This is a genomic window from Mesorhizobium sp. WSM4819, from assembly GCF_055811215.1.
In genome coordinates this window covers 27,312-44,064 of sequence record NZ_JBVVQO010000001.1, presented here as the reverse complement: position 1 = coordinate 44,064, position 16,753 = coordinate 27,312, and the positions used below count along the sequence as shown (strand labels likewise).

Below are 16,753 nucleotides of genomic sequence, written 5' to 3'. Positions count from 1 at the left end.
TCGACATGAGGGAGGAACGCGATGACTTCGCCCCCGCGCTGGCGCCGCTTCGACGAATGGGACGCGCGGCCGCTGCGGCACGACCGCTTTGCCGCGGAGGATCCGGAAGCGGGCTTTGCCACCTTTCACAGCCCGTGGGACCCCGCGCCGTCGGCGCGAGTCGAAAACGGACGCGTGGTCGAGATCGACGGTAAGCCGGAAGCCGACTTCGACATCCTCGATTCCTTCATCGCCGCACATCATCTCGATCTCGGCCTGATCGATGAGGCGATGGCAATGGATTCGGGCGAAGTCGCCCGCATGCTGGTCGACATCAACGTGCCGCGCGAAAGGCTCGAGCGGCTGGCTCGCGGCATGACGCCGGCGAAGCTGGCTTCCGTCGTGTCGCACTTGTCGTCACTGGAGATCACCTTCGCCTATTCCAAAATGCGGCAGCGCCGCACGCCGGGAAACCAGGCACACGTCACCAACGCCAAGGATGATCCTCTGCAGCTTGCAGCAGACGCCGCCGTTGCCGTGGCGCTCGGCTTCGACGAGATCGAGACGACGATGCGCGTCGCATCAAACTCCTGGGCCAACGCCGTCGCCTGCGCTGTCGGCGCGTCGGTTGGGCGTGGCGGCGTTCTGTTCCAGTGCTCGATCGAGGAAGCGGAAGAGCTGCGCATCGGCCTGGCTGGCTTCACTTCCTATGCCGAGACGGTATCGGTTTATGGCACGGAAGCTGCGTTCGTCGATGGCGACGACACACCCTGGTCCAAGGCTTTCCTCACCGCCGCCTACGCCTCGCGCGGCATCAAGGCACGCTGCACGTCTGGCGCATCCTCCGAGCTGCTGATGGGTTTTCACGAACATCAGTCCGTTCTCTACCTGGAAGCCCGTTGCCTCTGCCTGCAGCGCGCCATGGGCGTACAGGGAACGCAGAACGGCGGCATCGACGGCGCGCCGTTGACCGTCTCGATGGCGGGGGGCATGCGCGAGCTCATGGCCGAAAACCTCATCGCCGTCTGGCTCGGCCTTGAATGCGCCTCCGGCAACGACACCCGCGTCAGCGAGTCCGAGATCCGGGTTGGCGCCAAGATCACGCCCTTCCTCATGGCCGGCTCCGACCTGTTGTGTTCCGGCATGGGATCGATCCGCAAATACGACAATTCGTTCAACCCATCCCTGTTCAACGGCGAGGACGTCGAGGACTTCCTCGCTCTGCAGCGTGACCTCGAGGCGGATGGTGGGCTGACGCCCATAGAGGAGAGCAATATCCGCGAGCTCCGCATGCAAGCGATCAAGGCGCTGGCCGCCGTCTTCCAGGAGCTTGGCCTCGCCGAAGTGCCGGAAGCCTGGATGCTCTCCGTCGCCGCCGCCTCGGGCTCGCTCGATACCGAAACCTTCTCGACAGGCGAGGTCACGCGCATCAGCGAAGCCATTCGCGATCGCGGACTAACGGCGGTGGATGTGGTGCGGGCGCTGCACAAACGGGGCTTCGGGCGCGAGGCCGAGAACCTATTGCTGATGCTTCGCCAGCGCATCTCCGGCGACTATCTGCAGACGTCGGCCATCCTGCGCGACGGCAAGGTCATCAGCGCGCTCAACGATCCCAACGACTACCGGGGGCCGGGCAGCGGATATCGGATGTCCGAAGCTAGATGGGAAGCGGTCCGAGGCGTGCGCGATGTTCAGACACGCGAGAAGGTGCTGGAGAGCGAGCGTCGCGTCGACCCGACCTCGGAGCCATGGCTGATTCCAGGCGGCGAGGCCGGGAAAGGCACGGATCCGCGCGAGGTGGTGATTGGCCTCAGCCCCGCATTCGGCAACGAGCTCACGCAAACGACAGCCGGCCACGACTTGATCGACGTGGTGCTGGCCCTGACCGATGGTGTGAGCGAGGGCGGCGGCGTGCCGCGCCTCGTCCGCATCCGACATACCGCCGACACGTCCTTCCTCGGCCTCACCGCGGCGCGCCTCTCCGGCTCGGGTTATGCCATCGGCATCCAGGCCAAGGGCACCGCAGTCATCCACCGCGCCGACCGGCTGCCGCACATGAACATCGAACTGTTCTCGAATGCACCGATCACGACGCTCGACCACTACCGCGCAATGGGCCGCAACGCCGCGCTCCACGCGCTGGGGCTCGCTCCGGAACCCGTCATCGTGCCGACCGAAGGTCAGGCGCTTGGCGCCCGCTACCATGTGCGCGTCGCCATGCTCTACGCGATAGAGACCGGGCTGGTAGTGCCGGATGCCCCGCCGCTCGATGTCGCGTTTGCAATCGGACAAGGAGGGCTTCGTCCGTGACATCCCCTCTCGACCTCTATCCCATCTCCGAGAACGCGCCCGATCAGGCGGTGTCGGCGTCGGGCATGCCGCTTGCCGATTTGACGCTCGACGCAGTGATTTCGGAACGGATCGGTGCCGAAGACATCCGGATTTCGGCCGACGTGCTCAGACTTCAGGCATCGATCGCCCGCGATGCGGGCCGCGACCGGCTTGCGCTCAATCTCGAACGCGCCGCCGACCTCGTCTCCGTCCCGCGAGACCTCATTCTGGACACCTATGAAATGTTGCGGCCGGGCCGAATTCCCGAAGCCCATCTGCTCAAAGAGCGCGCCGAGCTGCTGCGTCGCGAATACGGCGCGCACACCATCGCGGCGCTGATCGACGAAGCGGTCGCCGTTTACGAGCGCCGCAATCTGTTTCGCCGCCGGTACTAGGGGAAAATCGAATGATACTTCAGGGGCGGATCGCCATCGTCACCGGTGCCGGCTCCGGCATCGGTCAGGCCGGATCGGAAGCCATGGCGCGCGAGGGCGCGACGGTCATCGTCACTGACCGCGATCTCGATGCCGCGCGTGGCACGGTCGACTCCATCGCCGCCGCCGGCGGGCGCGGCGAGGCCATCCGTATCGACGTCACCGACGATGCAGCCGTCGTCGGCGTCATCCAGGACGTGGCCGATCGACATGGGCGCATCGACATCTTGCACAATCATGCCGGTGTGCAGGTCGCGGGCAGCGTCGAGGAGATCGACGGCGCCGGTTTCGATCACTCTTGGGCGGTTAACGTGCATGCCCAGTTCGTCGCCTGCCAAGCAGTCCTACCGGTCATGAAGAGACAGCGCGGCGGCGTCATCCTCAATACGTCGTCGAACTCCGGCGTCTTCCTCGACAGAGCGATGACCGCCTACATCACCAGCAAGGCCGCATCGATCACCATGACCCGCCAGATCGCACTGGATGTCGCGCGTTACGGCATCCGCATCAATTCGCTCTGCCCCGGCTGGGTCGATACGCCGTTCAACGATCCCTACACGGACCAACTCGGCGGCCGCAAAGCGCTGGAGCACGCGATCGCCAACATCGTCCCGATGGGCCGCTTCGCAACGACCGACGAGATCGCCGAGGTCATTCTGTTCATGGTGTCCGATAAGTCGTCCTACATGACCGGCCATGCACTGGTCGCTGACGGAGGCGAGTCTCTCGCGGGCGGGACGAACTCGGGCCAATCTATCACCCGTTGAGCCTATGCAGCGGGCCTGGCGCGATCGCGGGATGGGTTTCGGTCAAGCCGGCAAGGATCGCAGTCCGGTCGGAGGGCTCGTCTCAGGCACCGGCGCCGGGGCAAGCTGCTTGGCCATGTCGATGAGCGGCAGCCTGATGATCGCGCGAAGGCCGTTGCTCCGGTTTTCCAGCACGATGTCGCCGCCGTGGTGGCGGGCGATGGCGCGGGCAATTGACAGGCCGAGCCCGACGCCGCCGGTCTCCCGGTTGCGCGACTGCTCCAGGCGGAAGAAGGGCGCGAACACCTGTTCCATGTCGGCTTGCGGAATGCCGGGCCCGGCGTCCTCGACCACGATGTCCAGGCTGTCGGTGCGCCTGACCAGGCTCACCTTGGCCTGCTCGCCATAGCGGACGGCATTTTCGACGAGGTTGCGGATCGCCCGGCGCAGCGAGTCCGGCCGGCAGCGATACAGCACCTTGGGCCCGTCGCTGACGGTGACGTTTTGGCCCAGCTCCTCGAGGTCGTCGCAGAGGCTGCCGACCAGCGCCGAAAGATCGACGGTTCGCGTCTCCTCCACCGCGGCGTCCTCGCGCGCGAAGGCGAGCGCTGCTTCCGTCATCGTCTGGATTTCCTCGATGGTCTTCAGCATCTTCTCCTGGAGATCGTGATCCTGGACGAACTCGGCGCGCAGCCGGAGCGAGGTCAGCGGTGTGCGCAGGTCGTGGCTGATCGCCGCCAGCATGCGCGTGCGGTCCTCGACGAAGCGCTGCAGGCGCTCCTGCATGCGGTTGAACGCCTCTGCGGTCTGGCGGATGTCGTCCGGCCCTGATTCCGGCAGCCGCGGCACTGCCTCGCCGCGGCCGAACAGTTCTGCGGCATTGGCGAGCCGTCGCAGCGGACGCGCGATTGCCTGCGCCCCGAAAATCGCTATGGCGGACAGGATGAGTGCGGTGAGCCCCAGCGATATCGCCGATTGCGCGGTCCAGAAGGCGCTCGGCATCACCTTGGCGTAGGCGGCATTCAGCCAGGTGCTGTCGTCAAGGCGGACGGAAAGCCCCATGCCGTTTGGGGCGCCGTCCAGATAAAGAAACTTGGCAGGTCGGGTGAACGGGCTGCCACTGCCGGACAGGTCCAGCATGCGCGGCGGCACCGAAGGATCGGCGGCAGCGACCGCGTTCGAGGCCTGCCCGTTCATGTAGGCGGCATATTTGGCGGCAATGCCGGGCAGCGGCTTGGCGAGTTGCGTCAGCGCCTCCTGTTGCCAGGCGAGGGGATTGCTCGGCCCGTCGTGCGAGGTCCAGAAGCGCGTATAGGCGGTGCCGCTGACGTTGAGGATGTCGGGTCGAAGCGAGGGCGGCGTCGTGTCCAGCAAAATGGCAAGCGAGGACGTGCGGCTGACGAACTCGCCCTTGGCCGCCGCGTGCAGGGCTTGTCCGCGCTCGTCCCAAGAGATCAGGAAGGTGATCGCCTGCGACAGGGCGAGCGCAAGCAGCACCAGCATGAGGAAGCGGGCCGCCAGGCTGCGTCTCCATAACAGCATCATGCCTGGGCCACCTCGGCGGTGAAGCAGTAGCCGCCGCCCCAGTGCGTCTTGATCAGCATTGGATTCTTTGGGTCCGCCTCGATCTTCTTGCGCAGCCGGCTCACCTGGTTGTCGACGGCCCGGTCGAAACCGTCGGCCGAGCGCCCGACGGTGAGGTCGAGCAACTGATCCCGGCTGAGCACGATCCCGACATGCTCGATAAAAGCGGTGAGAAGGCGGAATTCGGCCGTGCTGAGCGCGACCGCCACGCCGTCGAGCCCGACCAGCTCGCGGCGGCCGACATTCAGGGTCCAGCGGTCGAAGCGCAGCGCGTTCGACTTGAGCCGACCGCGCTGCGGCGGCAGGCTGTGGACGCGCCTGAGCACAGCCTTGATCCGCGCCAGCAATTCCCGCGGATTGAACGGCTTCGTCAGGTAGTCGTCGGCCCCGATCTCGAGGCCGACGATCCGGTCGACCTCCTCGGCCATGGCGGTAAGGAAGATGATCGGAACGTCGACCGTTCCGCGCACGTGCCGGCAGGCGGCAATGCCGTCCTCGCCCGGCATCATGACGTCGAGGACGATAAGATCGGGCAGGCTGCGGTCGAGCAGCCGCTTGAGCGCGGCCGTGCTGTCGGCGACGCTGACGCGATAACCCTGCTGCGTGAGGTATTTCCCCACGAGATCGCGGATGTCCCTGTGGTCGTCGACGACCGCAATGTGCTGCGCCACTTCCATGCAATGCTCCAAGGTCGCCGCTGAATAGTCGGTCAGTATCGACGATATCTAGTTTGCGTCTACACGGATGATCACCTTCCGCGCCATGGCGGCAATCTCGCCCGACATCAACAAAGCGTGAGAAGTGTAACGAAATGTATCAGAGCACTGCGCCCGCGACAACTTGCGATGAACTGCCGGTGTTCGGGACAAGGTTCTGCGACAGCTCCCGCCTAACTTGGCCTCGTCGCTAGCCGGGACGTCCGGTCTTTGTCGCCAGGGGCGGCATCCAGACTTCGGTCCTCGCCAGCCTTTGATCGAAAGGATTGCACAATGGCCAGATTGATCATCAACGGCACGCCACGTGACATCGAGGTCGATCCGGACACGCCGCTGCTGTGGGTGATCCGCGAGCAGATCGGGCTTACCGGAACGAAGTACGGTTGCGGCGTTGCCGCCTGCGGCGCCTGCACCATCCATATAGACGGCGTCGCCACGCGCTCCTGCGTGCTTCCGGTGAGCGCGGTCGAGCCCGACCAGCAAATCACCACCATCGAGGGGCTTTCGCCGGACAGCTCGCATCCGGTCCAGCAGGCCTGGCTGGCGCTCGACGTACCGCAATGCGGCTACTGCCAGGCCGGCATGATCATGGCTGCGGCGGGTCTGCTCATGCAGAACGCGAACCCCGCGGACGAGGACATCAACGCCGAGATCACCAACATCTGCCGATGCGGCACCTACAACCGGGTGCGCGCCGCGATCAAGCTGGCCGCCAAGGCCGGCGAAGCCACGCAACGCGGTTGAGGAGAGCAGTCATGAACGCCACAATTTCCCTCTCCCGCCGCAGCTTCATCATCGGCGTGGCCGCCACAGCCGGCGGCTTGTCCCTCGGATTCAACGTGCCGTTCATCAAGCCGGCACTGGCCGATGGCAGCGAGGCGGCGCCGGAGATCAATGCCTGGGTGGTGATCAGGCCCGACGATACGGTGGTCATCCGCATCGCCCGCTCCGAGATGGGGCAGGGGACACTGACCGGCCTTGCGCAACTCGTCGCCGAGGAGCTGAACTGCGACTGGTCCAAGGTCACGACGGAATACCCGTCGCCGGCCCAGAACCTGGCGCGCGACCGCGTGTGGGGCAATTTCTCGACCGGCGGCAGCCGCGGCATCCGCGAGTCGCATGAGTATGTGCGCATTGGCGGCGCCGTTGCGCGCGAGATGCTGATCGCCGCCGCGGCCGCCGAATGGGGCGTCCCGGCCAGCGAATGCACCGCAAGGATGGGCATGGTCACGCATGCAGCGTCGGATCGCGCCACCTTTTATGGACAGCTGGCTGCCGCCGCCGCGCGAATGACGCCGACCGCCAATGTCACGCTCAAGGACCCGAAGGATTGGACCATAGCCGGCAAGCCGCTGCCGCGGCTCGACACGGCCGACAAGCTTAACGGCAGCCAGGTCTACGGCGCCGATCTCAAGCTGCCGAACATGCTCAACGCGGCGATCCGGGCCTGCCCGTATTTCGGCGGCAAGGTGGAGAGTTTCGACGCGGCGGCGGTGGCGGGCATGCCGGGCGTGCGCACTGTCGTTCAGGTCGACGAGACCGCCGTTGCGGTTGTCGCCGACACCTGGTGGCGGGCGAAGACCGCTCTCGATGCTTTGCCGATCGTCTGGGACGAAGGCCCCAACAGGCAGGTCACCAGCGCCTCGATCGCGGCGATGCTCGAAGAGGGGCTCGCCGCAAATGACGCCTTCATCGGCGCCAGGCAAGGTGACGCCGGTGCTGTCCTGTCCGCCGCCGGCCGGACGGTCACGGCGACCTATGCCTTCCCCTACCAGAACCACGCGACCATGGAGCCGATGAACGCGACGGCGCTCTACACGCCGGAGCGCTGCGAGGTATGGGTGCCGACCCAGAATGGCGAGGCGAGCCTTGCTGCAGCGGCCGAGGCCGCCGGCCTGCCGGTGCAGCAATGCGAGGTGCACAAGATCCATCTCGGCGGCGGCTTCGGCCGGCGCGGCAACTTCCAGGACTATGTGCGCCAGGCGGTCAGCATTGCCAGGCAGGTGCCGGGAACGCCGGTAAAGCTCATGTGGTCGCGCGAGGAGGATATGCTGCACGGCGCCTATCACCCGACCACAAGATGCCGGCTGACGGGCGCACTCGACGCGGACGGCAACCTGACCGCTCTGCACATGCGCATATCCGGCCAGTCGATCCTTGCCGCGGTGCGGCCGCAGGGCATGCAGAACGGCATGGACCCGGTGGTCTTCCAGGGCCTGGTCCTCAGCGGCACGGAAGGCACGCTGGGATATACGGTCGACAATCTGCTTGTCGACCATGCCATGCGCAACCCACCGATCCCGCCGGGCTTCTGGCGCGGCGTCAACCTCAACCAGAACGCGCTCTACGTCGAGTGTTTCATGGACGAACTCGCCCATGCCGCCGGCGTCGACCCGCTCGCCTTCCGCCGCAAGCTGATGGCCAAACATCCAAAACATCTCGCCGTGCTGGAGGCGGTCGCCGAACGGATCGGCTGGGACACCCCGCCCGCGGCCGGCGTTCACCGCGGCCTGGCGCAGATCATGGGTTTTGGCAGTTATGTGGCGGCGGCAGCGGAGGTTTCGGTCACCGATGGGCAGCTCAGGATCCATCGCATCGTGGCGGCCACCGATCCGGGTCATGTCGTCAACCCGGCACAGGTGGAGCGGCAGGTCGAGGGCTCCTTCGTCTATGGCCTTTCCGCCTGCATCTACGGCGAATGCACCGTCAATGGCGGGCGCATGGAGCAGGAAAACTTCGACAGCTACGAGGTCCTGCGCATGGCCGAAATGCCTGATGTGGAGACGATCATCCTGCCGTCCGGCGGCTTCTGGGGCGGCGTCGGCGAGCCGACCATCGCAGTCGCCGCGCCGGCTGTCCTCAATGCGATCTTCGCCGCCACCGGAAAACGCATCCGCACGCTGCCGCTGAAGAACCATGACCTCGCATGATATGAGGCGCGTGAAGGACAGGCGCGGCGGACCGGCGCTCGCGCCTGTCCTGCTTGCGGCGCTTTTGGCCAGCGCGCCGGCATGGGCCGACGCGGCGCCTGGTGCTGCGGCATGCACCGGCTGTCACGGGCCGGCGGCGCTCGGCTCAGCCATCCCTTCGCTCGACGGCCACGCGGCAGACGACATCGTCGCCCAGATGCAAGCCTTCCGTTCCGGTGACCGCAAGGCGACGGTCATGGACCGCATCGCCAGGGGATTTACCGAGGCGGAGACGCGCGCCATCGCCGAATGGCTCGCCAAGCCGGAGGCCGCACGCCATGCCCAGCCGTAGAGCCCTGATCGGCGGCGTGGCGGCCAGCGTCGCCGCGGCCGTCCTTGCCGCGCCGCAGCTGCGCGCACAGACGCAGCCCGGCGTAGTCGTCGTCGGCGGCGGCTTTGGCGGGGCAAGCTGCGCCCGCGCGCTGAAACGGCTGGATCGCGATCTTGCAGTGACGCTGATCGAGCCAGAGGCCGCCTATCTGGCCTGCCCGTTCAGCAATGAAGTGATTGCCGGGCTGCGCGGCATCGAGGCGCAGACCTTCCACTATGACCAGTTCGGCGACATCGCGCTGATCCGCAAGCGGGCTGTCGCCGTCGATGCCGAGCGCCGGCGTGTTCGGCTGGAGGATGGTACCGACATCGACTACGACAGGCTGGTGCTGGCGCCCGGCGTCGACCTGCGCTTCGACGCCTTGCCGGGCTACGACGAGGCGGCGACGGCGATCATGCCGCATGCCTGGAAGGCGGGCGCGCAGACGCTGCTGCTGCGCGACCAGCTCGCAGCGATGCCGGACGGTGGGCTCGTCATCCTCGCCGCGCCAGCCAATCCGTTTCGCTGCCCGCCCGGTCCCTACGAGCGGGCAAGCCTGATCGCGCATCATCTCAAGACCAGCAAGCCCAGATCCAAGCTGATCATCCTCGACGCCAAGGACGGCTTTTCGAAGCAGCGGCTGTTCGAAGCGGCCTGGCAAGAGCTCTATCCCGGCTTGATCGAATGGGTGCCGCTGTCGTCGGGGGGCAGGGTGACAGAAGTCGACCCGGCGACGAGGACGCTGGTGACCGAGTTCGGCAATCACAAGGCCGATGTCGCCAACGTGATCCCGCCCCAGCGTGCCGGCGCGATTGCGCAGTCGGCCGGCGTTGCCGACCAGACGGGCTGGTGCCCGATCGACCCGGTCACCTTCGAGTCCCGCCTGCAGCCGGCGATCCACGTCATCGGCGACGCGGCGATCGGCGGGGCGATGCCGAAATCCGCCTTCAGCGCCAACGCCCAGGCAAAAGCTTGCGCCGCGGCGGTCGCCGCCCTGGTCAGGGAGCGGCCGCCGGCGCAGCCGAAGCTCATCAACACCTGCTACAGCCTGGTCGCGCCCGGTTACGGGATTTCGATCGCCGGCGTCTACCAGGCGCGTGACGGCCTGCTTGCCGAGGTGGAGGGTGCGGGCGGCACCAGCCCGCTCGAAGCGCCGCTTTCCGTCCGCGAACTGGAAGCGGCCTATGCGCAGGACTGGTTCCGGACGATTACCAATGAAGTGTTCGGATGATGAGGGTGGCTTTTCTGGCTCTGATGGGACTGCAGCTTGCGGCCTCGCCCGGTGCCGGCGAGGAGACGGGGGCTTATGTCGTGACCGGCGATGCGATCATGCAGCCTCTGGTCGGCGGCAAGGGTGATCCGGCGCGCGGCGCCGCGCTGATCGCGGACCGGCAGCGCAGCCTCTGCACGCTCTGCCACAGCGGGCCGTTTCCCGACGCGCATCTGCACGGCACGCTGGCCCCCGACCTGGCCGGCGTTGGGGCAAGACTTTCGGAAGGCCAGATCCGGCTGCGCGTGGTCGACATGAAGCGGCTCGTGCCGAACACGATCATGCCTTCCTACTATCGGATCGCGGATGAGCAGGGCCGGCGTGTCGCCACCGTCTGGCGCAGCAAGCCGATCCTGGGCGGCGCCGATATCGAGGATATCGTCGCTTATCTCACGACGCTGAAGGGGTGATCATGCACGAAGACCCGCTTGGAGTTTACGCAGGCCCGGGAGTTTACGCAGGCCTGGTCGGACGGCGGCAGTTTCTTCGGGCCGGCATGACCGGCCTGCTGGTGATCAGCCTGCCGCGCTGGGCCGTTGCCCGTCCGAGCCTTGAGGAAGCGATCCGGACCTTCACCGGCGGAGCCAACGTTCTCGACGGCCGCGTCCGGCTCGACCTGCCGCCTCTGGTCGAGAACGGCAACGCGGTCGGGATCGCAATCGTCGTCGAGAGCCCGATGACCGAAGACGACCATGTCCGGCGCATCGCGGTCTTCAACGAGAAAAACCCGGAGGCGAATGTCGCGGTTTTCCACCTCGGGCCGCGCTCCGGCCGCGCCATCGTCTCGACGCGGATCCGGCTCGCGACCTCGCAGGTCGTTGTCGCCGTCGCAGAGATGAGCGACGGCAGCTTCTGGTCGAGCCGGGCGAGCGCCATCGTCACGCTGGCTGCCTGTATCGAGGACCTTTCATAATGGCGCGCCCGCTCGTCAATGTGCCGAAAGTGGCCAAGCAGGGCGAAGTCGTCGAGATCAAGGCGATGATCGCCCATCCCATGGAAACCGGCTATCGTATCGGCCCGAACGGCTCCAACATCCCCCGCGACATTATCCGCCGTTTCGCCTGCACCTACAACGGCGAGGAGGCGTTTTCGGCGGATCTCTTTCCAGCCGTATCGGCCAACCCGTTCATTGCCTTCACGCTGGTTGCCACGACGAGCGGCACGATCGACTTCACCTGGAGCGACGATGCCGGGAAGACCCAAACGGCGTCGGCGACCATCACGGTGAACTGATGCGCGCCCTCTGGGGCCTGGTGGGGATTATCGCGGTGGTCGTCTGCGGCATTGCCATCGCCGCCGGCATCGAAGACGTCGAGAAGCGCTCCGGCTTCGACTTCATGACGCCGCAGACGCAGGCGCTGCAGGCCGACGACATGAGCAATCCCGGCATGCTGTGGGTGCTGCAGGGCGAGCAGCTCTGGCAACAGGCGCAGGGCAGGGCGGATGTCGCCTGCTCCGGCTGCCATGACGATGCGCGTCAGACGATGCGCGGCGTTGCCGCGCGCTACCCGGCCTTTGATGCGGCGACGGGCCGGCCGATCGACCTTGCCGGACGTATCAACTCCTGCCGAGCGCAGCGGCAGCAGGGCGAGCCGCTGGCGCCGGAGTCCGAGGCTTTGCTCGCCCTGACGGCCTATGTGACGCATCAGTCGCGCGGCATGCCAATCACACCGGCGACCGACGCCCGGCTCGCGCGGTTTCGCGACAACGGCCGGCGTCTGTTCCAGAGCCGCATCGGACAGCTCGAGCTTTCCTGCGCCTCCTGCCACGACGACAATTGGGGCAAACGGCTCGGCGGCAGCGTCATCCCGCAGGCGCATCCGACCGGCTATCCGCTCTACCGACTGGAGTGGCAGACGGTCGGTTCGCTGCAGCGGCGCCTGCGCAACTGCATGATCGGGGTCAGAGCCGAGCCCTTCGCATTCGGCGCAGCCGAACTCGTCGACCTGGAGCTCCATCTGACCGAGCGGGCCCGCGGCCTTCTGGTCGAGACGCCGGCCGTGCGACCGTGATGCCGGGCTGTGGATGGTTGTTCACCTGCCGCCGACGGACAGTTGATTGCAATGCGGCGCTCGGCCGGTAGCCTGAGCTGCGCACTCCCACGCTCTTGCATTCTGTGCTTGTCTTCGATCGATCTGCGCCTAGTTCAAGTCTTCTTCCAATTTTGCAGAAGCGGCCCTTTGCTCCCATAGACGGGATCCTTGCGTGGACGACCTACCTTCCGGATCGTGGCCAGCGCGCCATCATGGTCCTGGGCAGTCGTGCATTCGTCATAGGTCCCAAATGGAGGGTAGGCGCCGACAACCAGAAAATCGTCGGACGCCGAAAGGCATTGGTGCCCGGTGCCGGCCGGAAGAACCGCGACGTCGCCGGCCTTCAGTGACAGGGTTCGTCCCTTCTTGCCTCCAAACCGGACTTTGGCCGTACCGGCCGCAACCCCGAGCACCTCATGTATTCGTGAATGGTAGTGAACGTAGTCGTAGATGGCATTCCGCCAGCTATCCCCCCATCCATTGGCCTCAAAAAGCTCCTCCGAGACGGCTGCGGGATCAAATTCTTCGGGCAGCCTCACTGCGCTGCGATAGACGACAAGCGGCCAAAACGGATGATTGGGGACCAGGCCATCATCCTTGAACCAAAACTCATTTGCTTTTCGCCGCCTTACAAGATCGGTTACCTCTTGCCTGCCCGGTGCTGCGCAACCGGTAACCTGCTCGACGGCTTTCTTGGTACTCTGCAGAATGCTCATGATGTTGCCTTGCATTGCTGGTTGTCAGAGGACGACTCTTCATGCCGATTCAACCGGCTGCATGCCGGGTCGGTTCCGCTACCTTTTGGCCCACGGCAATCCAGCCGGTATCCGTCAGACTCGAGGCCCCGAGCAAAGGCACAATGTGCTTGCAAACCCCTGGCGGGGGCAGGGCCAGCAATCGAGCGTTCTCGCCTCATCATGAAACCCAAGGCCTTATCGGCTCTCTGTGGCCGTCATTTTTCGGTGCTGATTCATGACAAACCATTCATGACAAACCATTCATGGGCAATCTCATGAGCTTCGATGACCTCGACCTGAATTTGCTGCGCGTGTTCGACGTCATGATGCGCGAAAGAAGCGTCACGCGCACGGCATGCGAATTGGGAAGAACGCAATCTGCGATCAGCCATTCCTTATCCAGGCTGCGGCACCTTTTCGGCGACAAGCTGTTCACGCGCGATGGAGGCGTTATGAGGCCGACCCCGCGCGCGGTCGAGCTTCTGCCAGACATTTCGGCCGGATTGGCAACGATTCGAGCCTCGATTGATCGCCATCAAAATTTCGATCCCGCAACCACGCGGCGGAACTTTCGTGTCGGACTCACCGACTACCATGCGATGATAATCATACCCCGTCTTCTCCGGGAGTTTTCCAGGCAGGCGCCCGGTGCCACGTTGAATATTATTCCAGCGAACGGGCTCGATATCCCGTCCTCGGTTCATCTTCGACAGATCGACTGTGCCTTGACTGGAGCAGTGATCAAGGATGACCCAAGCCTCCTAAAGGTCGAACTGGGCCAGGATCGTCTCTTCTGCGCAGTTTGGAGCGGCAGCCAAATCGCAAGTTCGGCGATGTCATTGGAGACATACCTGTCAGCGTCTCACTTGCAGGTTTCCGCCGATGGTGTTTCCAGCGGACTTGCGGATGCCGCGCTCAAGGAGCTCGGTTTGCGGCGGAACGTGGTCGCGACGATATCGAATTATCTGGCACTTCCGTGGGTCTTGCGAGGCACCGAACTTGTTGCTCATTGTGGTGACGGAATCCTCCAAATCCTTGATAAAGCGAGTGAAGTGACTCTCCTTTCGCCGCCCCTGCCGATCCCAAATGTGAGCGCGTGGTTGCTCCTTCATCCGCAGATGGCCACGGACCCAGGGACGATCTGGCTCAAAGAAGTTCTCTCAAACATCTACTCTGAGTCACAGATTAAAAAGAGAGAGATTGTTTCTGAGAGAGAACAGAAGAAATAAACAGGAGACACACGGCTGAAACCATTACGAGTGCAGCCATTGTATGAGCAGACCTCATAGTCAACATGACGAGAATGAATTTGACCAATAATGAGGCCTGCGCAACCTTGGTGCTCCACAAAAAAATAAGGGGAACCAAGATGCAAGCAATTCTCAAGAGTCTGGTCGGAGCAGCGGTAGGGCTCGTTGTATCCAACGCGTCCGCCGCGACGATCGACAATGTTAGGAAGAACGGAGTTCTGACCTGCGGAACCAACTCAGCGACGGCCGGATTTAGCCTTCCGGACAATGAGGGCAAATGGACCGGGTTCGTGGTCGACTATTGTCGCGCTGTTGCAGCAGCGGTTCTGGGCGATGCGCAGAAGGTAAGGTTCATTCCGCTTACGCCGAAGGACCGGTTCACCGCGCTTCAGTCGGGCGAGATCGATATACTCGCACATAACGCAACCTGGACATCATCCCGCGACACGTCTCTCGGAATACTTTTTGCGGGGACGTATTTCTACGATGGCCAGGGTTTTATGGTCCGCAAAGCGGAGAACATCGGTTCGGCCAAGGATCTGGATGGCGCATCCATCTGCGTCACCCAGGGCACGACGACAGAATTGAACCTCGCCGATTACTTCCGGTCGCATTCGATGACATTCTCGACCGTCGGGTTTGCCGATGAAGAAGCCGTCGTAAAGGCCTACGACGAAGGCCGCTGCGACGTCCTCTCCGCCGACACCTCCACCTTGAATGCGTCGCGCCAGCGCATGGCGAAGGCCGACGACAGCATCGTGCTTCCTGAACTCATCTCCAAGGAGCCGCTTGGGCCAGCCGTGCGGCAGGGCGATGATCATTGGCTCAACGTGGCCAAATGGACGCTCCTTGTCATGGTTGCTGCCGAGGAACTGGGTGTAACCTCTGAGAATGTCGATGAAATGAAGTCGTCGGACAACCCGAACATTCGCCGGCTGCTCGGAGCGGAGGGCAGCCTTGGAAAGGATCTCGGGCTTGGCGATAGCTGGTCCGTGGACGTTGTCAGGCAGGTCGGCAACTATGGCGAAGTGTTCGATCGCAATATCGGCAAGGCCTCGCCGCTCAAGATGGAGCGCGGCCTGAACGCTCTTTGGAGTGAGGGCGGTCTCCAGTACGCCCCGCCGATCCGCTAGGCTGGGTTGGTCCACAAGACGCCAGCGATTGCGCCGGCGTCTCAGTCCACATCAACACAGGAACAGGGTCATGTCCGACGTGCTGCTCGCCGCGCCCTCGCGCAGGAGCTTGTCCTTGCACGACGCCAAGGTCCGCGGCATCGTCTATCAGCTTTTACTGGCGGCCAGCCTGCTGGCTTTGGCCGTGGGCATTGCCGTTCAGACTGCGTCGAACATGAGGGCACGCGGGATTCCGCTGTCCTTCGGCTTCTGGAACGAGACCGCCGGCTTCGACATCAATCAGATACTGATCCCCTACGACACGCTCTCCACCTACGGCCAGGCGTTTTGGGTAGGTGTGGTCAACACCCTTTATGTGAGCTTGCTTGGGATCGTGTTGGCTACAGTCTTGGGCTTTGTAGTCGGCATTGCCCGCCTGTCACCGAACTGGATCGTTTCAAAGGTCGCGGCTTCGTACGTCGAGATCATACGCAACATCCCGTTATTGCTGCAGCTTTTGTTCTGGTACAATGCAGTCCTGAAAGCGCTGCCAGCGCCGAGGGCGTCGATCGAACTCCCCGGCGGCATCTATCTGAACAATCGCGGTCTCATCATTCCGGAAATCCAGCTCTACGCAGGAGCAGGTAGCGTGGGACTTGCAGTCCTGGCGGCCAGCATCTTTTGCGTCGCCTTTTGGTCCTACGCCAGGCGCGCACAGAACCGCACCGGAAAGCAGCTGCCCGTGCTTTGGGTCAGCCTCGCTGCCTTGATCGGACTGCCTCTGATCGTCTTCCTCCTGGTCGGTTCGCCGGTGTCGTTCGTGACGCCAGAGTTGAAAGGGTTCAATTACCGGGGTGGGCACCAGCTTTATCCGGAGTTCGCGGCTCTTCTGATCGGTCTGTCCGTCTATACCGCTTCCTTTATCGCGGAAATTGTCCGCAGCGGAATCCAGGCTGTGCCGAAAGGCCAAACCGAAGCTGCCCATGCGCTCGGGCTTGCGCCGGGCAAAACGCTTCGCCTGGTCATCGTTCCGCAGGCACTGCGCATCATCATACCGCCGCTGACCAGCCAGTACCTGAATCTCACGAAGAATTCCTCACTCGCGGTGTTTATCGGCTACCCCGACCTCGTTCAGATTTTCGCGGGGACGGTGCTCAACCAGACCGGCGCCGCCGTCCAGGTGATGGCGATCACGCTGTCGGTCTATCTCGCGATCTCCCTCGTCATGTCGATGGCCATGAACGCTTTCAATCAACGTTTCGCGATCGTCGAGAGGTGATGA

The 16,753-nt window shown here is 64.1% G+C and carries 17 protein-coding genes; 14 read left to right on the top strand and 3 right to left on the bottom strand.

All coding sequences use genetic code 11. The annotated features are described in order from the left end of the window. The first annotated feature begins 21 nt into the window (after window positions 1–21). From AC0L18_RS00195 to AC0L18_RS00185, 3 genes are read left to right on the top strand one after another with little or no spacing between them, the layout of a single operon-like run. Window positions 22–2,289 (top strand): propanediol/glycerol family dehydratase large subunit, encoded by a 2,268-nt coding sequence (locus tag AC0L18_RS00195; RefSeq protein ID WP_473490143.1) that lies wholly within the window; start codon window positions 22–24, stop codon window positions 2,287–2,289. After that, window positions 2,286–2,705 (top strand): diol dehydratase small subunit, encoded by a 420-nt coding sequence (locus tag AC0L18_RS00190; RefSeq protein ID WP_473490142.1) that lies wholly within the window; start codon window positions 2,286–2,288, stop codon window positions 2,703–2,705. The genes AC0L18_RS00195 and AC0L18_RS00190 overlap by 4 nt, the downstream gene beginning before the upstream one ends. A gap of 11 nt (window positions 2,706–2,716) precedes the next feature. Continuing rightward, the gene (locus AC0L18_RS00185; protein ID WP_473490141.1) at window positions 2,717–3,511 is read left to right on the top strand and encodes an SDR family NAD(P)-dependent oxidoreductase; all 795 of its coding nucleotides are present in this window, start codon (window positions 2,717–2,719) and stop codon (window positions 3,509–3,511) included. Between the two features lie 42 nt (window positions 3,512–3,553). On the opposite strand, the gene AC0L18_RS00180 is transcribed toward AC0L18_RS00185, so the two are convergent. Further along, window positions 3,554–5,035, bottom strand: a complete 1,482-nt coding sequence (locus AC0L18_RS00180; protein ID WP_473490140.1) for an ATP-binding protein — start codon at window positions 5,033–5,035, stop codon at window positions 3,554–3,556. Further along, on the bottom strand, window positions 5,032–5,751 hold the full coding sequence (locus AC0L18_RS00175; RefSeq protein ID WP_023798507.1) for a response regulator: 720 nt from the start codon (window positions 5,749–5,751) through the stop codon (window positions 5,032–5,034). Before AC0L18_RS00175 ends, AC0L18_RS00180 begins: the two co-directional genes overlap by 4 nt. 312 nt (window positions 5,752–6,063) lie before the next feature. Between AC0L18_RS00175 and AC0L18_RS00170 the strand changes: the two genes are divergently transcribed. From AC0L18_RS00170 to soxA, 8 genes are read left to right on the top strand one after another with little or no spacing between them, the layout of a single operon-like run. Next, the gene (locus AC0L18_RS00170; RefSeq protein ID WP_473490139.1) at window positions 6,064–6,534 is read left to right on the top strand and encodes a (2Fe-2S)-binding protein; all 471 of its coding nucleotides are present in this window, start codon (window positions 6,064–6,066) and stop codon (window positions 6,532–6,534) included. A gap of 11 nt (window positions 6,535–6,545) precedes the next feature. After that, complete coding sequence (locus AC0L18_RS00165) at window positions 6,546–8,720, top strand: xanthine dehydrogenase family protein molybdopterin-binding subunit (protein WP_473490138.1); 2,175 nt, start codon at window positions 6,546–6,548, stop codon at window positions 8,718–8,720. Continuing rightward, window positions 8,707–9,051 (top strand): c-type cytochrome, encoded by a 345-nt coding sequence (locus AC0L18_RS00160; protein WP_473490137.1) that lies wholly within the window; start codon window positions 8,707–8,709, stop codon window positions 9,049–9,051. The genes AC0L18_RS00165 and AC0L18_RS00160 overlap by 14 nt, the downstream gene beginning before the upstream one ends. Next, window positions 9,038–10,300, top strand: coding sequence for an FCSD flavin-binding domain-containing protein (locus AC0L18_RS00155; RefSeq protein ID WP_473490136.1), 1,263 nt, complete (start codon window positions 9,038–9,040; stop codon window positions 10,298–10,300). The genes AC0L18_RS00160 and AC0L18_RS00155 overlap by 14 nt, the downstream gene beginning before the upstream one ends. Continuing rightward, window positions 10,297–10,749 carry a sulfur oxidation c-type cytochrome SoxX gene (gene soxX / locus AC0L18_RS00150; RefSeq protein ID WP_473490135.1) on the top strand — a complete coding sequence of 151 codons (453 nt, stop codon included), beginning with the start codon at window positions 10,297–10,299 and terminating at the stop codon, window positions 10,747–10,749. Before AC0L18_RS00155 ends, soxX begins: the two co-directional genes overlap by 4 nt. 2 nt (window positions 10,750–10,751) lie before the next feature. Next, window positions 10,752–11,252, top strand: coding sequence for a SoxY-related AACIE arm protein (locus AC0L18_RS00145; protein WP_473490134.1), 501 nt, complete (start codon window positions 10,752–10,754; stop codon window positions 11,250–11,252). Continuing rightward, window positions 11,252–11,572 carry a thiosulfate oxidation carrier complex protein SoxZ gene (soxZ, locus tag AC0L18_RS00140; protein ID WP_473490133.1) on the top strand — a complete coding sequence of 107 codons (321 nt, stop codon included), beginning with the start codon at window positions 11,252–11,254 and terminating at the stop codon, window positions 11,570–11,572. Before AC0L18_RS00145 ends, soxZ begins: the two co-directional genes overlap by 1 nt. Continuing rightward, window positions 11,572–12,351, top strand: a complete 780-nt coding sequence (gene soxA / locus AC0L18_RS00135) for a sulfur oxidation c-type cytochrome SoxA (protein ID WP_473490132.1) — start codon at window positions 11,572–11,574, stop codon at window positions 12,349–12,351. Before soxZ ends, soxA begins: the two co-directional genes overlap by 1 nt. A gap of 134 nt (window positions 12,352–12,485) precedes the next feature. On the opposite strand, the gene AC0L18_RS00130 is transcribed toward soxA, so the two are convergent. Further along, window positions 12,486–13,088: a cupin domain-containing protein gene (locus tag AC0L18_RS00130; RefSeq protein WP_473490131.1), complete on the bottom strand. Its 603-nt coding sequence runs from the start codon at window positions 13,086–13,088 to the stop codon at window positions 12,486–12,488. A 284-nt stretch (window positions 13,089–13,372) separates the two neighbouring features. Here AC0L18_RS00130 and AC0L18_RS00125 point away from each other — a divergent pair, with 284 nt between their 5' ends. The 3 genes from AC0L18_RS00125 to AC0L18_RS00115 all read left to right on the top strand — a co-directional run bounded on the left by AC0L18_RS00125 (window position 13,373) and on the right by AC0L18_RS00115 (window position 16,750). Next, window positions 13,373–14,338: a LysR family transcriptional regulator gene (locus tag AC0L18_RS00125; RefSeq protein WP_473490130.1), complete on the top strand. Its 966-nt coding sequence runs from the start codon at window positions 13,373–13,375 to the stop codon at window positions 14,336–14,338. 140 nt (window positions 14,339–14,478) lie between these two features. Then, window positions 14,479–15,492, top strand: a complete 1,014-nt coding sequence (locus AC0L18_RS00120; RefSeq protein ID WP_473490429.1) for an amino acid ABC transporter substrate-binding protein — start codon at window positions 14,479–14,481, stop codon at window positions 15,490–15,492. A gap of 70 nt (window positions 15,493–15,562) precedes the next feature. After that, window positions 15,563–16,750, top strand: a complete 1,188-nt coding sequence (locus AC0L18_RS00115) for an amino acid ABC transporter permease (protein WP_473490129.1) — start codon at window positions 15,563–15,565, stop codon at window positions 16,748–16,750. Window positions 16,751–16,753: the final 3 nt, after the last annotated feature.

Excerpts from the sequence above, each read along its gene's own strand:
- AC0L18_RS00145 (WP_473490134.1), top strand. The coding sequence starts at position 10,752 with ATGCACGAAGACCCGCTTGGAGTTTACGCAGGCCCGGGAGTTTACGCA.
- AC0L18_RS00130 (WP_473490131.1), bottom strand. The coding sequence starts at position 13,088 with ATGAGCATTCTGCAGAGTACCAAGAAAGCCGTCGAGCAGGTTACCGGT.
- soxZ (WP_473490133.1), top strand. The coding sequence starts at position 11,252 with ATGGCGCGCCCGCTCGTCAATGTGCCGAAAGTGGCCAAGCAGGGCGAA.
- AC0L18_RS00155 (WP_473490136.1), top strand. The coding sequence starts at position 9,038 with ATGCCCAGCCGTAGAGCCCTGATCGGCGGCGTGGCGGCCAGCGTCGCC.
- AC0L18_RS00165 (WP_473490138.1), top strand. The coding sequence starts at position 6,546 with ATGAACGCCACAATTTCCCTCTCCCGCCGCAGCTTCATCATCGGCGTG.
- AC0L18_RS00170 (WP_473490139.1), top strand. The coding sequence starts at position 6,064 with ATGGCCAGATTGATCATCAACGGCACGCCACGTGACATCGAGGTCGAT.
- AC0L18_RS00185 (WP_473490141.1), top strand. The coding sequence starts at position 2,717 with ATGATACTTCAGGGGCGGATCGCCATCGTCACCGGTGCCGGCTCCGGC.
- AC0L18_RS00195 (WP_473490143.1), top strand. The coding sequence starts at position 22 with ATGACTTCGCCCCCGCGCTGGCGCCGCTTCGACGAATGGGACGCGCGG.
- AC0L18_RS00160 (WP_473490137.1), top strand. The coding sequence starts at position 8,707 with ATGACCTCGCATGATATGAGGCGCGTGAAGGACAGGCGCGGCGGACCG.
- AC0L18_RS00180 (WP_473490140.1), bottom strand. The coding sequence starts at position 5,035 with ATGATGCTGTTATGGAGACGCAGCCTGGCGGCCCGCTTCCTCATGCTG.
- AC0L18_RS00120 (WP_473490429.1), top strand. The coding sequence starts at position 14,479 with ATGCAAGCAATTCTCAAGAGTCTGGTCGGAGCAGCGGTAGGGCTCGTT.
- AC0L18_RS00125 (WP_473490130.1), top strand. The coding sequence starts at position 13,373 with ATGGGCAATCTCATGAGCTTCGATGACCTCGACCTGAATTTGCTGCGC.
- soxA (WP_473490132.1), top strand. The coding sequence starts at position 11,572 with ATGCGCGCCCTCTGGGGCCTGGTGGGGATTATCGCGGTGGTCGTCTGC.
- AC0L18_RS00175 (WP_023798507.1), bottom strand. The coding sequence starts at position 5,751 with ATGGAAGTGGCGCAGCACATTGCGGTCGTCGACGACCACAGGGACATC.
- AC0L18_RS00115 (WP_473490129.1), top strand. The coding sequence starts at position 15,563 with ATGTCCGACGTGCTGCTCGCCGCGCCCTCGCGCAGGAGCTTGTCCTTG.
- soxX (WP_473490135.1), top strand. The coding sequence starts at position 10,297 with ATGATGAGGGTGGCTTTTCTGGCTCTGATGGGACTGCAGCTTGCGGCC.